The sequence below is a fragment of the Rhodoferax koreense genome (assembly GCF_001955695.1).
GTDB classification, from domain to species: domain Bacteria; phylum Pseudomonadota; class Gammaproteobacteria; order Burkholderiales; family Burkholderiaceae_C; genus Rhodoferax_B; species Rhodoferax_B koreensis.
In genome coordinates this window covers 135,280-152,378 of the sequence record NZ_CP019236.1, presented here as the reverse complement: position 1 = coordinate 152,378, position 17,099 = coordinate 135,280, and the positions used below count along the sequence as shown (strand labels likewise).

Here is a 17,099-nt window from a genome sequence, read left to right as displayed (position 1 = left end):
CAGGCCCGGGTTCAGCCGATGCCGTGCGCCTGCCGCAGGCACTGCTGGAAGGCCAGCGCCACCCGCGACGGCTGGGGTGAGCGGCGCAGGATGCCGAAGAAGCGGCACTCGTAACGAAACAGCGACGGCTTCACCGCCTGCATCTGGCCGGCATCGACAAAGCCCTGCGCGTAATGGTCGGGCAGGAAGCCGAGGTAGCGGCCCGACAGGATCAGGTTGGCGATCGACTCCTGGTCCGAGCCCGTGGCCTTGCGCGGCAGCCGCATGCGCTGGCTGAGCTCCATGTTGGGCGAGTGGTAGCCGAGCCCCGCGAACTGGTGGCGGCGCAGCGCCTCCCAGTCCATGGCGGCGTGGTCGGCACCGAACAACACGTGGCGCGCGCCGCAGTGCAGGCTCATGGTCTCGCCGAACAGATCGTCGTAGCTCAGGCTTTCGGAATGGCGATGGCCGGGGATCACGCCGACCTGGTATTGCCCGTCGATCACGCCGCGTTCGATCGCGTTCAACGAGCCGACATGCAGGTTCAGCCCCACGTCGGGCGCCTGCTCGCTGAACAGCGCAATCGCGTCGCCAAGATGCGCTTCGGGATTGCTGGCCGTCTTGTCGAACACCGCCACATGCAGCTCGCCGCCCATGCGCCGGTGGATCTCGTCCACGCTGTGTCGGAAGGCATCGGCACCGGCGAGCAGCCGCAGGGTTTCGGCGTAGATGCGCTGGCCCTCGGCCGTGAGCGCGAAGCCGGCCCGGCCACGCCGGCACAAGGTCAGGCCGAGCCGGGTTTCCAGGTCCTTCACGTGCCGGCTGACGGTGGAGGTACCGATGTTGAGTTCGAGCTCGGCCGCGGCCATGCCGCCGCAATCGACCACGCTCTTGAACACCCGCAGCAGCCGCAGGTCCATGTCGGTCAACTGGCCCAGAACGGCGCGGCTTTTTACTTGCATGGATCGTCAACTGAACATTGATATTTAGGCCTTTATAAGAGTAACAGAGGCGACAAGAATGGGCGAGCACTCCGCACCACCCAGGATTTCCCATGGACATGACCGACGCCAGCCACCTCGCCACGAAAACCGCCGTCCGCACCGATGCCGCCTGGCTCGACGCGCACTGGATGCCCTACACCGGCAACCGCGACTTCAAGGCGAATCCGCGCATGATCGTCGGCGCCAAGGGTTGCCACTACACCGATGCCGACGGCCGGCAGATCCTGGACGGCCTCTCCGGCCTGTGGTGTTCGGGCCTGGGCCATGGCCGCAGCGAAATCACCGAGGCCGCCACGCGCCAGCTGGCCACGCTCGACTATTCACCGGCCTTCCAGTACGCGCATCCGCTGTCCTTCGAGCTGGCCAACAAGCTCAAGGAACTCACACCGGCCGGGCTCGACCACGTGTTCTTCACCGGCTCGGGTTCGGAAGCCGCCGACACCTCGCTGAAGATGGCGCGCGCCTACTGGCGCGCCAAGGGCCAGGCCAGCAAGACGCGGCTGATCGGCCGCGAAAAGGGCTACCACGGCGTGAATTTCGGCGGCATCTCGGTCGGCGGCATCGCGGCCAACCGCAAGGTCTTCGGGCAGACCATGGAAGCCGACCACCTGCCGCACACCATGCTGGCGAAGAACGCGTTCTCGCGCGGCCTGCCGACGCAAGGCGCCGAACTCGCCGACGAACTGCTGAACATCATCGCGCTGCACGATGCGTCGAACATCGCCGCGGTGATCGTCGAGCCGTTCGCGGGATCGGCCGGCGTGATCGTGCCGCCGCAGGGCTACCTGCAACGCCTGCGCGAGACCTGCACGGCGCACAACATCCTGCTGATCTTCGACGAGGTCATCACCGGTTTCGGCCGCACCGGCGCCTACACCGGCGCCGAGGCCTTTGGCGTGACGCCCGACATCATGAACGTGGCCAAGCAGGTCACCAACGGCGCGCAGCCGTTGGGCGCGGTACTGGTCAAGAAGGACATCTACGACACCTTCATGGGCCAGGGCGGGCCCGACTACATGCTCGAATTTCCACACGGCTACACCTACTCGGCGCACCCCGTGGCCTGCGCCGTGGGCCTGGCCGCGCTGGACATCCTGGTGCGCGAGAACATGATCGACCGCGTGAAGGCCATCGCGCCGCACTTCGAGGCCGCCGTGCACGGCCTGAAAGGCGCGAAGCATGTCACCGACATCCGCAACTGCGGCCTGGCCGCTGGCCTGACGCTGGCCGCCCACCCCGGCGAGCCGGCGCGCCGTCCGTACGAGGTCGCGATGGCCATGTGGAAAAAAGGCTTCTACGTGCGTTATGGCGGCGACACGATCCAGCTCGCACCGCCGTTCGTCATCGAAGCCGCGCAGATCGACAGCTTGGTCAACGCATTGGGCGAATGCCTGAACGCGGCCGATTGACCTATCCCCCATCCCCCGTTCGAACTGCGCACGTCGAAGTGCCTCGTCGGCATCACGCAGGGATTTCGACAGGCTCAGCCCGAACGGTATTTCTCAAGCGGCCGCCGGGCCGTCTTCGATCAGCCGCTTGCCCAGGGCGACCACGTCGTCCTGCCTGTAACCCAGCGCCTCGTAGAAGGCCACGACGCCCGCGTTGCTGCTGCGCACCATCAGGCTGAGCTTGGGGCAACCCAGCGCCGTGAGCCGCTGCTCGGCCTCCTGCATCAGTCGCCGGCCGATCGACTGCTTGCGAAAGGCCGGTGCCACCGCGAGGTAGTTGATCCAGCCGCGGTGCCCCTCGTAGCCGATCATGATGCTGGCCATCAGCACGCCGTCCACCGTCCCCACCAGGAACAGTTCGGGGTGTTCGCCGAGCTTGCGGGCGATGTCCTTGCGCGGGTCGTTCCACGGCCGGGTCAGGCCGCAGTCCTCCCATAGCCGCACCACCGCCTCTTCATCGCCTGGCGCGAAACACCGGATCTCCATGGATGGCCTCTCCTTCTGGAACCGTGGAATACGGCCTTTCCATTGTCCCGCAAGTACTGGAGCGTTGACCGGGTCGGTATTACACTGGATTACATCGGGTGCCCGAACTCGCATTCGTTTACATATTGTCCGGGCTTCGGTCGCGGTCGGTTCAGGAGAGCGCATGGCAACAGGGAAAGACGGCCTGGAAGGCTTGCTTGCTGCGGCTGGACAGCGTTCCAGATTTCCCCGAAGTGCCCTGGGCGCCTGGGCCGCCCTGATGGCGCTGGCCTGGCTGCTCGCCGGCGGCGCGTTGGCCTATTGGCTGTCGAACCGCATCGTCGTGGCCCATGTCGAGGCCATCGCGGCCAGCGCCGACCACGACGCCGTCGCTACGGCGCGCATCATCGACCGCAGCTTCATCGAGATGGCCAGCATCGCGCAGATGGTGGCCCGCCAGCGGCAGACCCTGGAGCTGGCGCTCAAGTACAACGAGCGCCACCAGGACGGGCCGATGCCGCAGGCGGTGCGACGCGACGCATTGCGCGAGGACTTTCAGGTGCGCACGCTGAGCGAATTCCTCGAGCAGATCGCCGACGACATCGGTTACAGCCGCATCTTCGTGCTCGATGCCCGCGGGGCGGTCACGGCCTCCAGCGACTGGCGCAAGCCGGAATCGATGCTCGGCCAGTCGCAGCGCGACAGTGTCTTCTTCAGCGACAGCGTGGCGATGGGCAGGAGCCTGCAATTCACGGCCGGCCTCGCCCCCGACTTGCCCGGCTTCTATTTCTCCAGCCGCATCGACCAATGGGGTGTGCCGCTCGGCGCCGCCGTGATCAAGCAGGACGCCGACCAGGTGCTGACCATCCTCTCCGGTGGCCGCCTGGCGCTGGTGGTCGACAGGCAGGGCACCGTCGTCAGTGGCTCGCGCGCCGACTACATCCTGCGCCACATCGGCCCGCTGGCGGAGGATCGTGCGGATCCGGCCGCGGCGCGTGACGTGCCCGCCGCGGATGGACGGCCGACCCTCCCCATCGCACGCCCCGCCCGTGTCCTGAACGCCGGGCACTGGCGGGTGGATGGCGACGACTACCTGGTCACGCGCAAGCCGCTGGCCCAGAACGCCTACCAGCTGATCACGCTCAGCGGGCTCGGCGATATCCAGGCCACGCGGCGCTGGCATGCGGCCGTCGCCGCCGTGGTGCTGCTGCTGGGACTGGCGCTGATCCTGCTGGGCCATCGCATCGCCCGGCAAAGCGGGCAAAAGCATGAGGACGAGCTGCGCATCCACACCGAGCACAACCTCTTCCTGCAGGCAATGATCGACCGCATTCCCAGCCCGGTGTTCTACAAGGACCGGGAGGGCCGGTTCCTGGGCTGCAACAAGACCTTTCTCAGCGCCTTCGACTACCGGCTCGAAGACCTGATCGGTCGGACGGTGCTCGAGATGAAGCTGTCCGACGAAACCAAGCGCCCGGCCTTCCTCGCGCTGCACGAAGAGCAGCTGGCCCTGATGAACAAGGGCACGGACCTGCACCGCGAGCAGGTCCTCACCTTCTCCGATGGCCAGCCGCACAACACCCTGTATTCGGTCAGCACCTTCGAGAACGCGCAGGGCGAGGTCGCGGGCGTGGTCGGCGCGATGGTCGACGTCACGCCGCTGGTGCACGCCCAGGCCGAACTGCGCAAGGCGCTGGCCCTTGCCGAGGAGGCCACGCAGGCCAAGTCCATCTTCCTGGCCAACATGAGCCACGAGATCCGCACGCCGATGAACGCCGTCATCGGCCTGTCGCACCTGGCGCTGAAGACCGAGCTCTCGCCGCGCCAACGCGACTACCTGACGAAGATCCACACCGCCGGCATGTCGCTGCTGGGGCTGATCAACGACATCCTCGACTTCTCCAAGATCGAAGCCGGCAAACTCGAAATCGAAGCGGTGGATTTCGAGCTGGATCAGGTGCTGGCCAACGCCACCGCGCTCGTCGCCGACCGCGCGGCCGACCGTGGCCTCGAGCTGTTGCTCGACGTGTCGCCCACCGTCACCCAGTCCCTGGTCGGCGATCCGCTGCGCCTCGGCCAGGTGCTGGCCAACCTGCTGAGCAACGCGGTGAAGTTCACCGAACACGGCAGCGTGACCGTGACGGTGCGCCAGACGGAGGCAACCGCCGAGCGCGTGCAGCTGCAGATCGACGTCAGCGACACCGGCATCGGCATGGACGCCACGCAACAGGCGCGCCTGTTCAGCGCCTTCACCCAGGCCGACGGTTCGGTGACCCGCAAGTACGGCGGCACCGGGCTGGGCCTGGCCATCACGCGCAACCTGGTGGAGCTGATGGGCGGGCACATCGAGGTGCATTCGGCACCCGGCCTGGGCAGCAGCTTCGGCTTTTCGATCTGGTTCGGCGTGGGCGGCGCCAGGACCAGCCGCAACGTCGTGCCCGACGTGCTGAACCGGGCGCGGGTGCTGGTGGTGGACGACAACGCCTCGGCCCGCCACATCCTGGCCGAGCACCTGCGCGCGCTCGGCGCCGGCCTGAGCGTGAGCGAGATGGACTCCGGTGCGCGTGCCCTCGACGCCGTGCGCGAAGCCGACGCCGACCATCCCTTCGACGTGGTGATCCTGGACTGGAAGATGCCGGGCCTGGACGGCATCGAGACCGCGCGCCGGCTGCGGGCGGACACCAGCCTGGGCGCGCCACCGCGCCTGGTCATGGCCACCGCCTTCGGCCAGGACGAGGTGCGCAGCCAGGCCCGCGGCGTCGGCATCGAGGCGTTCCTGGTCAAGCCGGTGAGCCAGTCCACACTGGCCGACACGCTGATGGACATGTTCGCGCACCAGGCGGCGTCGGCCGAAAGCTCTTTGCCGCCCGGCCCCGCCGTGGCCGACGCCGTGGCCGGCAGCATGGCCGGTCTGCGCCTGCTGCTGGTGGAAGACAACGAGATCAACCAGCAGATCGCCCTGGAGCTGCTGCGCGGCGCCGGTGCCGAAGTGCAATGGGCCGACAACGGGCGCAAGGCGGTCGACATGGTGCTCGCAGCGGGCCCTTCGGCCTTCCACGCCGTGCTGATGGACCTGCAGATGCCGGTCATGGGCGGACTGGAGGCCACGCGCCTGATCCGCGCCGACGCGCGCTTCCAGGCGCTGCCGATCATCGCCATGACGGCCCACGCCATGCGCGAGGAGCGCGAGCGCTGCACGGCCGCCGGCATGGTCGACCACATCAGCAAGCCGCTGGACCCGAACAGCATGCTGCTCACCGTAGCGCGCTGGGCCCGGTCGCACACCGCGGCCAGCGCCGCGCCTGCGCCCGAAGCCCCGGAGGCTCCCGATGCGCCAGCACCGCCAGCGGGCATCGGCGCGCCGATGGCGCAAGCCGTCGCCAGTCCGGTTGGCGACCAGCCGCCCGCCAACCCCTTCGCGACAGGCGCTCTGGCCTCCGTGCCGGGCCTGGACGGCCAGGTCGGGCTGCGCCGCGTGGCCGGCAACCAGGCGCTCTACCTGCGCCTGCTCGGCCAGTTCCTGCAGAACCATTCACAGACGCCGCAGCACCTGGACCAAGCGCTGGAACGTGGCGACCGCGAGGCCGCACTGCGCATGGCCCACACCATCAAGGGTGTGGCGGGCAACATCGGGCTGGGGCCGCTGGCGCAGGCCGCCGCGGCGCTGGAAGATGCGCTGCGTCAGGGTCTGGGCCCGGCCGAGCTGGCCCCGGCCCTGGCCCGCTTTCAAACGGCGAACGCCTCGGCCGTGGACGGGCTGCGGCAGGCCCTGGCGCTGCCTCTCGAGCGCGCCAGCACCACCGGGGGCATGCCGGACGGGCCGCCGGTACCGACGCTGCCGATACAGCCGGCCGCGACCGCGCTCGCGGCGCTGACACGCCTGCTCGAAGACAGCGACAGCGAAGCCGTCACCTTCTTCGAAAGCCAGGCGTCCCACCTGCGCACCGCGATGCCGCCCGAAACCTTCGGCGCGATGGAAGCCGCGGTGCAGCGGTTCGATTTCGAGGCTGCGCTGCGGCTCATCCGGCCGTTGCAAGGCGCCTGAACCCCGCGCCGAGCGGTGTTTCGCCGGCTCGGCCAGAATCGCGGCTGGCCTCAACGCTCCAGATTTCCGCAACATGCCCCAGACCCCCTCTCCGAACCTGCGCCAGGACGGGCGCCATTTCCTGTTCCTCGTCGGCTCCACCCGCGAGCCCGGCCATCTTGGCAACACCGAATGGCTGGCCCGCCAGGCCGCGGCCGCACTGCCCGAAGGCACGCGCCAGACCTGGCAACCGCTCGCCCGCCTGCAACTGCCCACCTTCGTCGACCGGCGCCACACCAGCGGCAGCTACGCGCCGCCCACGGGCGACATGGCCATCCTGCTCGAAGCCACCCTGGCCGCCACCGACATCGTGTTCGTCGCGCCGGTGTACTGGTACGGCCTTCCCGCGCCGCTGAAAACCTACATCGACCACTGGAGCGCCTGGATGCGCACGCCCGGCGTCGCCTTCAAGGAAGCCATGGCGCAGAAGACGCTGCGCCTTGTCACCACCAGCGGCGATCGCGCCAAGGCCCAGCCGATGATCGACTCGGTGCGGCTGTGTGCGCAGTTCCTCGGCATGGCCGACGGCGGCGTGCTGTGGGGCAAGGGCGGGCCGCCGAATGCGGTGTTGGCCGATGCCGAGGCCACGGCGCATGCCGCTACGTTTTTGGAAGCAACTGGCGCTTGATCCGCCTGCGCCGCAACCCGTTTTGATGCATCGAAAAAGGAACCCAGGATGACCACGCCACTGACCATCGACATCGTCTCCGACGTCGTCTGCCCCTGGTGCTACATCGGCAAGCGCAAGCTCGAAGCCGCGCTCGCCCTGCCGGAAGCGGCCAGCCTGCCGCCGGTGGTGATCCGCTGGCATCCGTTCCAGCTCAACCCCGACCTGCCCGAGACGGGCATGCCGCGCAAGCAGTACCTGGAGGACAAGTTCGGCGGACCCGAACGCGCGGCCACCATCTACGAACGGGTGCGTGCGGCCGGCAGCGCCGTCGGCCTGGCACTGAACATCGACGGCATCGCGCACCAGGCCAACACGCTGGCCGCGCACGCGCTGATCGCGTTCGCGCAGCGCGGCGACCGGGACGGCAGCGACATGAAGGAGCGCCTGCTCAAGGCCTACTTCGTGGAAAACCGCAACATCGGCGACATCGAGGTGCTGGTCGCCATCGCCACGGAGGCCGGCTTCGACCCGGCCGCGGCGCGCGCCTTCATCACCAGCCCCGAGGAACGCGCCGCCGTTTCCGAATCCGACCAGCAGGCCCGCCAGCTCGGCGTGAGCGGCGTGCCGTTCTTCATCTTCAACCGCCAGCTCGCGGTGTCGGGCGCGCAGGATCCGGCGACGCTGCTCGAGGCGATGAAGCAGGCCGTGGCGGGCGCGCCAGAAGCGGCTGGCGACACGGCCGACCGCTAATCCAGCATCTTCCGCACCTTCTGCGCCAGATCGACGAACTCGAAGGGCTTGGTGATCAGCGCCATGCCCGGGCCGAGCAGGCTGTCGCCGGTGGTGCCGACGTGTTCCACATAGCCGGTGATGAACAGCACCTTGAGCGCGGGCCGCACCAGCCGCCCGGCCTCGGCGATCTGCTTGCCGCTCAGTCCGCCAGGCAGGCCGACGTCGCTGATCAACAGGTCGAGTTGCTGGTCGGACTGCAACACGGCCAGCCCCTGCGGGCCGCTCTCGGCCACGACCACGCGGTAGCCGGCCTCCGTCAATTCCTCGTCGAGCAGCGTGCGGATGATGGCATCGTCCTCGATCAGCAGGATCACCTCCTGGCGAGCCGTCGCCGGGGCGGGCGCGTTGCGAGCCCCGGCTGGTGAGTCCGGCGCTGCGGCGTGCCAAGGCAGGTACAGGTTCATCGTCGTGCCCTGCCCTGGCTCCGACGCGATGCGTACCTGGCCGCCCGACTGCCGCACGAAGCCGTAGACCATGGACAGGCCCAGCCCCGTGCCTTCGCCGAGCGGCTTGGTGGTGAAGAACGGATCGAACGCGCGGGCCATGACCTCGGGTGTCATGCCGCAGCCCGTGTCGGCGACCGAGATGCAGACATAGGGCCCGGGCGGCAGGTCCAACTGCGCGGCCGCCTCGGCGTCGATGCGGCGGTTGGCGGTGCCGATGACGAGCCGGCCGCCGCCGTCGCGCATCGCGTCGCGCGCGTTGATGCACAGGTTGAGCAGCGCGTTCTCGAGTTGCGGCGCATCGATCAGCGTCGGCCACAGCCCCTCTTCCAGCGCGGTCCCGACCTCGATGCCCGGGCCGACCGTGCTGCGCACCAGGTCGCCAAGGCCGGCGATCAGCTGGTTCACGTCGGTCGGGCGCGGGTCCAGCGCCTGGCGGCGCGAGAAGGCCAGAAGGCGCTGGGTCAGCGAAGCGGCGCGTTGCACCGCCCGCTGGGCCATGTCGATGTAGCGCTGGTTGTCTTCGGTCTTGCCGAGCTGCAGCCGCCGTTGCAGGATTTCCAGGCTGGTGCCGATGCCGTGCAGCATGTTGTTGAAATCGTGCGCGATGCCGCCGGTGAGCTGGCCGATCGCCTCCATCTTCTGCGCCTGGCGGAACTTGGCCTCTATCTCCATCAGTTCGCGGCCCCGGGCCTCCACCTTGGCTTCCAGCGTTTCGTTGGCTTCGCGCAGCCGCGCCTCGCTGAGCCGCAGCGCGGCCTCGCCCCGGGTGCGCGCCAGCGCCGACCAGGTGCGCTCGGCCACCTCGCGAACGAAGGCCAGCTGTTCCAGCCGCCACTCGCGCACCTCGGCCGCGTTCACGAACAGCACCGCCACCAGCCGGCCATGCTCGACCACCGGCACGTTGATGAAAGCCCGCGTCGAACGGCCTTCGAGTGCGGCGGCGGCGGCCTGGGTGCGCGGGTCTTCGCGCACATCGCCGATGGCGACGAAGTCGTCGCACTTGAGGCTGTCGATGAAGGCGCCGTAGTCGCGCAGCCGGGTCACACCGGCCAGTGACTCGACGCCGGGTGCCGTCCAGTCGCGCTCGACGTGCAGGGTTTCCGCATCGTGGTCGATGCGGCCGTAGCCGACCCGGCTCGCACCGAGGGCTTCACCGAGCGCCTGGGACGCCGCGAAAACCACCTCGCCCGGCTCGCTCAGGTCGCGCAGGTGGTCGGCCAGCGAGGCCAGCCTTTCGCGCAGGCGGTCGGACGCGACGCGGCTGGTCACGTCCACGCCTTCGATGAAGATGCCATCGACGGCACCATTGCGGTCGCGGATCGGCTGGGCCACGAAATCCGAGAACGTCTCCCGCCGCGGCGCCCCGGGCGCCGCTTCCAGCACGAACCGGAAGGCCTCGGCCGAAAACGCCTCGCCGGTGGCATACACCTCGTCGAGCAGCGCCACGAATCCCTGTTCCACGGACTCGGGCAGGACTTCGGCCAGGGGACGGCCGATCACGTCGGCCCGGTCCAGGGCACGCAGATAACTCGGGTTGGCCAGTTCGATGCGGTGCTGCGGCCCGCGCAACATGGCCATGAAGCTCGGCGCCTGCTCGAACAGCTGGGCCAGCCGCTCCCGCTCGCCGCCGAGCAGCCGCTCGGCCTCCACCTTGGCCGTGGTTTCGACGACGACGGCCAACACCCCGGCGGGCACGCCCTCGGCATCGAGCAGCGGCGAGTAGTCCAGGTTCATCCACACCGGCTCGGCGCGGCCGTTGCGGTGCAGGATCAGATGCTGGTCGCGGTAGCTCAACGTGCCGCCGGCGAGGCCGACCTTCATCACATGGTCGTTGAAATCGGCCACCTCGGGCCAGCCTTCGCGCACACGGGAGCCCAGCAGTTGCGGATGGCGCCCCCCGGCGATCTTGGCATAGGCGTCGTTGTAGACCATCACGCCGGATTCCCCCCACAGCATGACCATGGGCACGGCCGTGCGCAGCATCAGCGCGGTGGCCACGGTCACATGCGGGGGCCAAACGGCGATCGGGCCGAGTTCGGTCCGTTGCCAGTCGAAGGCGGCGATCAGGCCCCCGAGCTCACCACCACCTTGCACAAATGAAAGGGAGGCGCTTTCCGATTCGACGTGCGGCATCCGTGTTTCCTTGACTCTTTTGTTGCATTTTGAGGCCAGGTGCACCGATTCGGCGATCGCCGGCTTCAGAACCGCCGTGGTCCTACAAGAGGGCGCGCGCGAGGTTCATAAAATGCAGTTTTTATCGATGGAAACAAGGCGAGTCGATGTCCCAAGATGACGTTCAAGTGCTGGTGGTCGACGATTCGCTCGACGCCGCCGCCGGCATGGCCGAATTGCTGGAACTGGACGGCTATGTCGTGCGTACCGCCTCCGATGGCCACGAAGCCCTGCGCCTGGTGGCGCAGCAGGTGCCGCACTGCGTGATCCTCGACATCAACATGCCGGGCATGGATGGCTGCGACCTGGCCCAGGAACTGCGTGCGCGGTACGACAACAGCATGGTCATCATCGCCATCACCGGCATGGGCGACAAGTCCGAACGCGTGGCCAAGACCATCGCGCTGGCCGATCACTTCCTGCGCAAGCCCTTCCAGTCCTCGGTCGTGCGCAAGCTGCTGCGGCCATCGCACCGGCCTGCCGCCGAGACCTGAATCAAGGCTTCGCGCGTTCCTTGCGCACCACGTAGAGACCGCTGCCGATGATGATGGCGCCGCCGAGCAGGGTGGCTTCGTCGGGCACGGTCTGCCAGAGCAGCCAGTCGAGCACCACACCCCAGGCCAGCGCCGTGTATTCGAACGGTGCCACCACGGCCGCCTGGCCATGGCGGAAAGCCTGGGTGATGGCCAGCAGTCCGAAGAAGCCGGTGAAGGCCAGCCCCGCCACCAGCGGCCAGTGCGACGGCTGCACCGGCACCCAGCCCGGCTGCGCCAGGACGCCCCCGGACACGGCCACGAACGCGGTGGTCCAGAACACCAGGCTCGCCGTCGAATCGGTGCGGGTCAGCACCCGGCCGATGATGGCGGACAGCGCGTAGCAGGTCGCGGCGCCCAGCACCGCGAGTGCGCCCAGGGTGAAGAACGCCTCCTGGTCGGGTCGCATGGCCACCAGCACGCCCAGCAGGCCGACAGCGATGGCCAGCCAGTGCGCGGGCCGCACCCGTTCGCCCAGCACCACGGTGGACAGCGCCGTGATCAGCAGCGGCGCGATGAAGAAGATGGTGTAGGCCTCGGCCATCGGCAGCGACTTCAGCGCGTAGCTGAACAGGCTCAGCGTGAGGATGTTGCACACGCCGCGCAATACATGCAGCCCCCAGCGCACGCGCCCCAGGCTCGCCACCTCGCGTCGCCACAGCACATAGAACGTGACCAAGGGCAACGCGGCCATGCCACGCAGCGCGGCCACCTGGATCGGCGGATAGGTGCCCGCCAGCGTCTTCATGAAGGCGTCCATCAACGAAAAGCAGCCCACGGCGATGAGCATCGCGCCGATGCCGCGCAGGTTCTCCGCTTTCGATCCGTGTCCGCCCGCGAGGGGCTTTGCTATTGTTTCGGTAGCTGCTTGTACAGGATGGGATTGCGCTGGAGCCCGATTCGACTCAGACAATCATGCCCCCTGTAACAGGCTCCACAGACGGCCTGGCGACAGCGGCATCTGCAGCCTGGTCGTCAAGCCGGCATGGCCGGCCCGGGCCAGCGCGTCGGCCACCGCATTGACCACCGCGGGTGCGGCGCCGATGGTGCCGAGCTCGCCCACGCCCTTCACGCCGAGCGGATTGTTCTTGCACGGGATGGTGGTGTTCATCTCGGTCTTGAAGTCGGGCGCATCTTCCGCGTGCGGCATGGCGTAGTCCATGAAGCTGCCGCTCACGAGCTGGCCGGTCTCGCCGTCGTACACCAGGTGCTCGCACAGCGCCTGGCCGATGCCCTGCACCGCGCCGCCATCGAGCTGGCCTCGCACCACCATCGGGTTGATGACTCGGCCCACGTCGTTCATCGAGGCATAGGCCACCACCGCGACCTGCCCCGTGAGCGGGTCGATCTCGACTTCGCTGATGTGGCAGCCGTTGGGCCAGGTCGGCCCGTCCACGGTGCTGGTGGAATCCATGAAGATGCGCTGCTCGGGCTGGCGGCCGGCCAGGTCGAACAGGCCGATCTGCAGGTCGGTGCCGGCCACGGTGAAGCGGCCTTCGGCGTATTGCAGGTCTTCGGGCGCGGCCTCGAGTTCCTTGGCGGCCAGTTGCTTTGCCTGGTCGATGGTGCGTTCGGCGCCGATGCGCACGGCCGAGCCGCCGGTGAAGATGCTGCGCGAGCCGGCGCTGCCGAAGCCGTTGCCGCGGTCGGTGTCGCCGAGCACCACACGCACCTGCTCGATGCCGACGCCGAACGCGTCGACCACCAGTTGCGCCAGCGTGGTGGCGATGCCCTGGCCCATGGCGTTGACGGCGGAGAAGACCTCGATGATGCCGTCGGCCTGCACGCTGACGGTGACGCGCTCCTCGAACACGTTGCCACCGGTCCATTCGAGAAACGTGGCGATGCCGAGGCCACGGAGCTTGCCGTTTTTCGCCGACGTTGCGGCGCGCGCCTCGAAGCCGTTCCAGTCGGCCAGCGCCAGGCCCTCGTCCATGATCTGCTCGAAGTGGCCGGTGTCGTAGGTCTGGCCCATCGGGTTCTTGTACGGCATCTGCTCGGGCTGGATGAAGTTGCGCCGGCGCAGCGCCACGCGGTCGATGCCGGTCTGGCGCGCGGCCTCGTCCATCAGCCGTTCCATCATGAAGATGGCCTCGGGCCGGCCCGCGCCGCGGTAGGCGCTGGTGGGCGTGGTGTTGGTCAGCACGGCCTTGAAGTTGAAGTCGATCGTGGGGATGTCGTAGACGCTGGTCTGTACCCAGGGGCCGATCAGCAGCTGGATGGCCACGCCGGCGCCGGTGGCGTAGGCGCCGACGTTGGCCAGCGAGGACAGGCGCAGCGCGAGGATCTTGCCGTCTTCGGCGAGCGCGAGTTCCGCATGGCTGTGCAGGTCGCGGCCATGGTAGGCGGCGAGGAACTCCTCGCTGCGTTCGCTGACCCATTTCACCGGCCGCTTCAACAGGCGTGCGCCGTAGGCCACGGCCACGTCTTCGGGATAGACGCCGGTCTTCATGCCGAAGCCGCCACCCACGTCGCCGACGATCACCCGCACCTGCTCCTGTTCCAGGCCGAGCGCCGCGGCCACCGAGTTGCGCACGCCGGTCGGCATCTGCGTGCTCATGCGGATGGTGATGCGGCCCGGCCCCTTGTCGCTGTCCGCGTCGGCCTCGGCCAGCACGGTGCGCGGCTCCATGGTCACGGCGACGATGCGCTGGTTCACCACCTCGAGCTTCACGGTGTGGCGGGCCTTGGCAAACGCCGCGTCCGTGGCCGCCGTGTCGCCATGGTGGGCCACGGCCGCGATGTTGTCGGGAGCGGCCTCGGCCAGCGCGGGTGCGCCCGGCGCGGTGGCGGCGGCCATGTCCACCACCATCGGCAGTTCTTCGTAGTCGACGAACACGGCCTCGGCCGCGTCGCGCGCCTGCTCCAGGGTTTCGGCCACCACCAGCGCCACGGCCTCACCAACAAAACGCACGCGCTCGTGGGCCAGCACCCGCTGCGGCGGTGTGACGGCCGCGCTGCCATCGGCGCGCTTGAAGCCGCTGACCCCGGGCAACACCTTCACGCCCTCGGCTGCCAGGTCGGCGCCGGTGACGATGGCCAGCACGCCGGGCAGTTCCAACGCCGGGGAGGTATCGACCGACACGATGCGCGCATGCGGATACGGGGAGCGCACAAAGACGGCGCTGGCCTGGCCCGCGGGCACCACGTCGGCGGTGAAACGGCCGGCACCGGCCAGCAACTGGTCGTCTTCGAGGCGTCGCACCGACTGGCCGCTGCCGAAACGTAGGGGGTTGTTGTTCTGCACTGAGGTCTCCATGGGGGAAGTGGTCCGGCCGCCGGCCACGCGAGGCGGCGGCAGCCTGGGAATACCGAAGGGAACACTATAGGCGGAGTCGGCGCGGCCTGCAGGGACCGGCCGCCCGGTCTCAACGTTCGGTCAGCATCGTCTGTGTGATCGCCCGGCCGATCTGCTCGAAGGCGCGGCCGGCCTCGGCGTGTTCGTCCAGGCCTTCCGCGCAGGTGGCCACGACGATGGCCGCGCGGCCGCCGTCCTGCGGGTCGATCACGCCCATGTGGCAGGCGCGGTGCATCTGGGTGCCGGTCTTGTGGATGAACTTCACCGTGCGCGGCAGGCCGGCTTCGAGCCGGTAGGCGTCGTAGGTATCGAACTTGAGGTCGGTGTAGAGCAACTTCATGTGTTCGGCCGACAGCAGCTTGCCGCGCACGAGTTGCTCCAGCATGCCGCCGTAGCCTTCGAGCGTGGCGGTGTTGGCACCTTTGGCGTAGTACCGCGCATAGGCCTCGTCGATGGTCTTGACCCGCACCGCGGCCTTGTCCACGCCCATGGTGCGCACCAGGGTGTCGAAACGTTTCGGGCCGAGCGGCGCGGCGGCGGCGCGCACCAGGTCCATGTTGCTCAGCTTGCGGGCATCGGTGTGGATCTCGGCATAGACGTCGTAACGCACGGCCGTGAAATCGGTGATCTTCTCGAAGCCCTTGCGGCCCAGGTAGTCCCTGGCGTAGTCGTTCAGTGTGTCTTCGCCGATGGTGCGGATCAGCATGTTGGCGGCGGTGTTGTCGCTGTCCATGAGCATGCGCTTGAGCAACGAATCCACGGTGTAGGAGGTGCCGTTTTTCTGCCAGACCACGGCGCCCGAGCCGTCGACCTTGTCGGTCTCCTTCAGCACGAGTTTGTCGCTCAGCTTGATCTTGTTTTTCTCCACCTCCTGCAGCAGCGCGATGGCCACGGGCAGCTTGGCCGAAGAGGCCAGGTACCAGGGGCGATCGGCTTCAAAGCGCATCGTCTCGCCGTTGTCGAGCCGCTTGACGTAGACACCGAGCTGGCCCGGCGTGGCCTGGTCGATCTGCGCCACGCGTGCCTTCAGCGCGTCGGACCAGTCCGCCGCATGGGCCGGTGCCAGCCATGCCAGGCTAGTCAGCAACAGTGCCAGGCACGAGGCTGGGCGTGGCGAAACAAATGGGTTCATCGGGTTTCCCGTCGGTCAGCAGGCCGGATTTGCAAAGGGCCGTGCCCACCTGCCGCAACGTGTGGTCCGACCGGGTGGAAGACAGCTCGCCGCTGGTGCAGGCCACCACGACCACGCGCTGGTCGCGGCCGAGCCTGGGCAGGGTGACCACGCCCGAGTCGCAGGTGCGCGCGCGCTGCGTGCCGGTCTTGTGCGCGAAATGGGCGCGCGGGGGCAGGCCGGCCTTGATGCGGTTGGGCCCGGTGCGCACGCGCTCCATCACGCCGAGCAGGTACTTGGTGCTGCCCGCGCTCAGGGCCTTGCCACGCGCGAGCAGTTCGAGCAGGTCGGCATACGCATCGAGCCGGCCCGAATTCAGGCCGGTGGCGTAATACGCCTCGAAAGCCGCGCCGACGCTGGGCAGGCGGAACGCCGCGGTCGGCACCTGGATCAGGTGGCTCAGCGCGGCCTGGCGTTCGGCATCCGTGCGTTGCGCCTTGAGCAGCAGGAAGTCGTAACCCGAAAGCCGCGCGGCCTCGGGCGCCAGGTTTTCGTAGGCGTGGCGGCGCACATCGGCGAGCGTGGTGATGCGCTGGAACCCCTGCGGCACGAGTTCGTGCACCACGGCGTTGACCGCGTCGATGCCGACCAGGCCGATCAGCATGTCGCTGGCGGTGTTGTCGCTGTAGACGATCATCTGGTTCAGCAGGTAACGGATGGACAGCGGCGCGCCCACATGCTGCTTCACCGTCTGGCCCGCGCCGTCGACGAGATCGGTGTCGCGCAGCACGAGCCGGGTGTCGAGCCGGTAGTCGCCCCGATCCACGCCGCGCAGCACGGCGATGGCGATCGGCACCTTGACCGTGGAGGCCAGATACCAGGTTTCCTCGGCACGGTGGGAAGCCGCATGGCCGGTGCCCAGGTCCCGGACGTAGACGCCCAGGCCCGCGCCGCTCTGAGTTTCGATGCGCGTGAATTCGGCCTGCATGCGGCCAACCCATTCCGGCTCTGCGGTCTCACTGGCCGCCTGGGCCGGACCCTGGACCCAAAACATGCAGGCGGCGACGGCCGGCACGAAGCCGAGCACGACGGCCCGGCGAAACCCTGGGAGCTGGCGCAGTGAAGGCCTGGGGAGGTGCATGCGCGGCGGGCAACGC

The 17,099-nt window shown here is 68.5% G+C and carries 12 protein-coding genes; 5 read left to right on the top strand and 7 right to left on the bottom strand.

Annotated elements, in window-relative coordinates; all coding sequences use genetic code 11:
- Positions 1–11: 11 nt before the first annotated feature.
- Entirely contained in the window at positions 12–941 is a 930-nt protein-coding gene (locus RD110_RS00700; RefSeq protein WP_076195750.1) for a LysR family transcriptional regulator, read from the bottom strand.
- A 98-nt stretch (positions 942–1,039) separates the two neighbouring features.
- On the opposite strand from RD110_RS00700, the gene aptA reads away from it, so the two are divergent.
- Positions 1,040–2,392: an omega-aminotransferase AptA gene (gene aptA, locus RD110_RS00695; RefSeq protein ID WP_076204157.1), complete on the top strand. Its 1,353-nt coding sequence runs from the start codon at positions 1,040–1,042 to the stop codon at positions 2,390–2,392.
- Positions 2,393–2,485: 93 nt separating this feature from the next.
- On the opposite strand, the gene RD110_RS00690 is transcribed toward aptA, so the two are convergent.
- Positions 2,486–2,917 carry a GNAT family acetyltransferase gene (locus tag RD110_RS00690; RefSeq protein ID WP_076195748.1) on the bottom strand — a complete coding sequence of 144 codons (432 nt, stop codon included), beginning with the start codon at positions 2,915–2,917 and terminating at the stop codon, positions 2,486–2,488.
- 163 nt (positions 2,918–3,080) lie between these two features.
- Between RD110_RS00690 and RD110_RS00685 the strand changes: the two genes are divergently transcribed.
- The 3 genes from RD110_RS00685 (at position 3,081) to RD110_RS00675 (ending at position 8,340) form a co-directional block, all read left to right on the top strand.
- The gene (locus tag RD110_RS00685) at positions 3,081–6,941 is read left to right on the top strand and encodes a response regulator (RefSeq protein ID WP_157900019.1); all 3,861 of its coding nucleotides are present in this window, start codon (positions 3,081–3,083) and stop codon (positions 6,939–6,941) included.
- Positions 6,942–7,014: 73 nt separating this feature from the next.
- Positions 7,015–7,608: a flavodoxin family protein gene (locus RD110_RS00680; RefSeq protein ID WP_076195744.1), complete on the top strand. Its 594-nt coding sequence runs from the start codon at positions 7,015–7,017 to the stop codon at positions 7,606–7,608.
- Between the two features lie 48 nt (positions 7,609–7,656).
- Positions 7,657–8,340, top strand: a complete 684-nt coding sequence (locus RD110_RS00675; RefSeq protein ID WP_076195742.1) for a DsbA family oxidoreductase — start codon at positions 7,657–7,659, stop codon at positions 8,338–8,340.
- On the opposite strand, the gene RD110_RS00670 is transcribed toward RD110_RS00675, so the two are convergent.
- Complete coding sequence (locus RD110_RS00670; protein WP_076195740.1) at positions 8,337–10,961, bottom strand: PAS domain-containing protein; 2,625 nt, start codon at positions 10,959–10,961, stop codon at positions 8,337–8,339. The two genes, RD110_RS00675 and RD110_RS00670, sit on opposite strands and share 4 nt — an antisense overlap.
- Before the next feature lie 146 nt (positions 10,962–11,107).
- Here RD110_RS00670 and RD110_RS00665 point away from each other — a divergent pair, with 146 nt between their 5' ends.
- On the top strand, positions 11,108–11,494 hold the full coding sequence (locus RD110_RS00665) for a response regulator transcription factor (RefSeq protein WP_076195738.1): 387 nt from the start codon (positions 11,108–11,110) through the stop codon (positions 11,492–11,494).
- Between the two features lies 1 nt (position 11,495).
- On the opposite strand, the gene RD110_RS00660 is transcribed toward RD110_RS00665, so the two are convergent.
- The 4 genes from RD110_RS00660 to RD110_RS00645 form a co-directional block, all read right to left on the bottom strand.
- Positions 11,496–12,341, bottom strand: a complete 846-nt coding sequence (locus RD110_RS00660) for a DMT family transporter (RefSeq protein ID WP_338053089.1) — start codon at positions 12,339–12,341, stop codon at positions 11,496–11,498.
- Positions 12,342–12,446: 105 nt separating this feature from the next.
- Entirely contained in the window at positions 12,447–14,792 is a 2,346-nt protein-coding gene (locus RD110_RS00655; protein WP_076195734.1) for a xanthine dehydrogenase family protein molybdopterin-binding subunit, read from the bottom strand.
- A gap of 109 nt (positions 14,793–14,901) precedes the next feature.
- Positions 14,902–15,963, bottom strand: a complete 1,062-nt coding sequence (locus RD110_RS00650; protein WP_076195732.1) for a serine hydrolase — start codon at positions 15,961–15,963, stop codon at positions 14,902–14,904.
- Positions 15,908–17,083: a serine hydrolase gene (locus tag RD110_RS00645; protein ID WP_083686042.1), complete on the bottom strand. Its 1,176-nt coding sequence runs from the start codon at positions 17,081–17,083 to the stop codon at positions 15,908–15,910. Before RD110_RS00645 ends, RD110_RS00650 begins: the two co-directional genes overlap by 56 nt.
- Positions 17,084–17,099 lie beyond the last annotated feature (16 nt).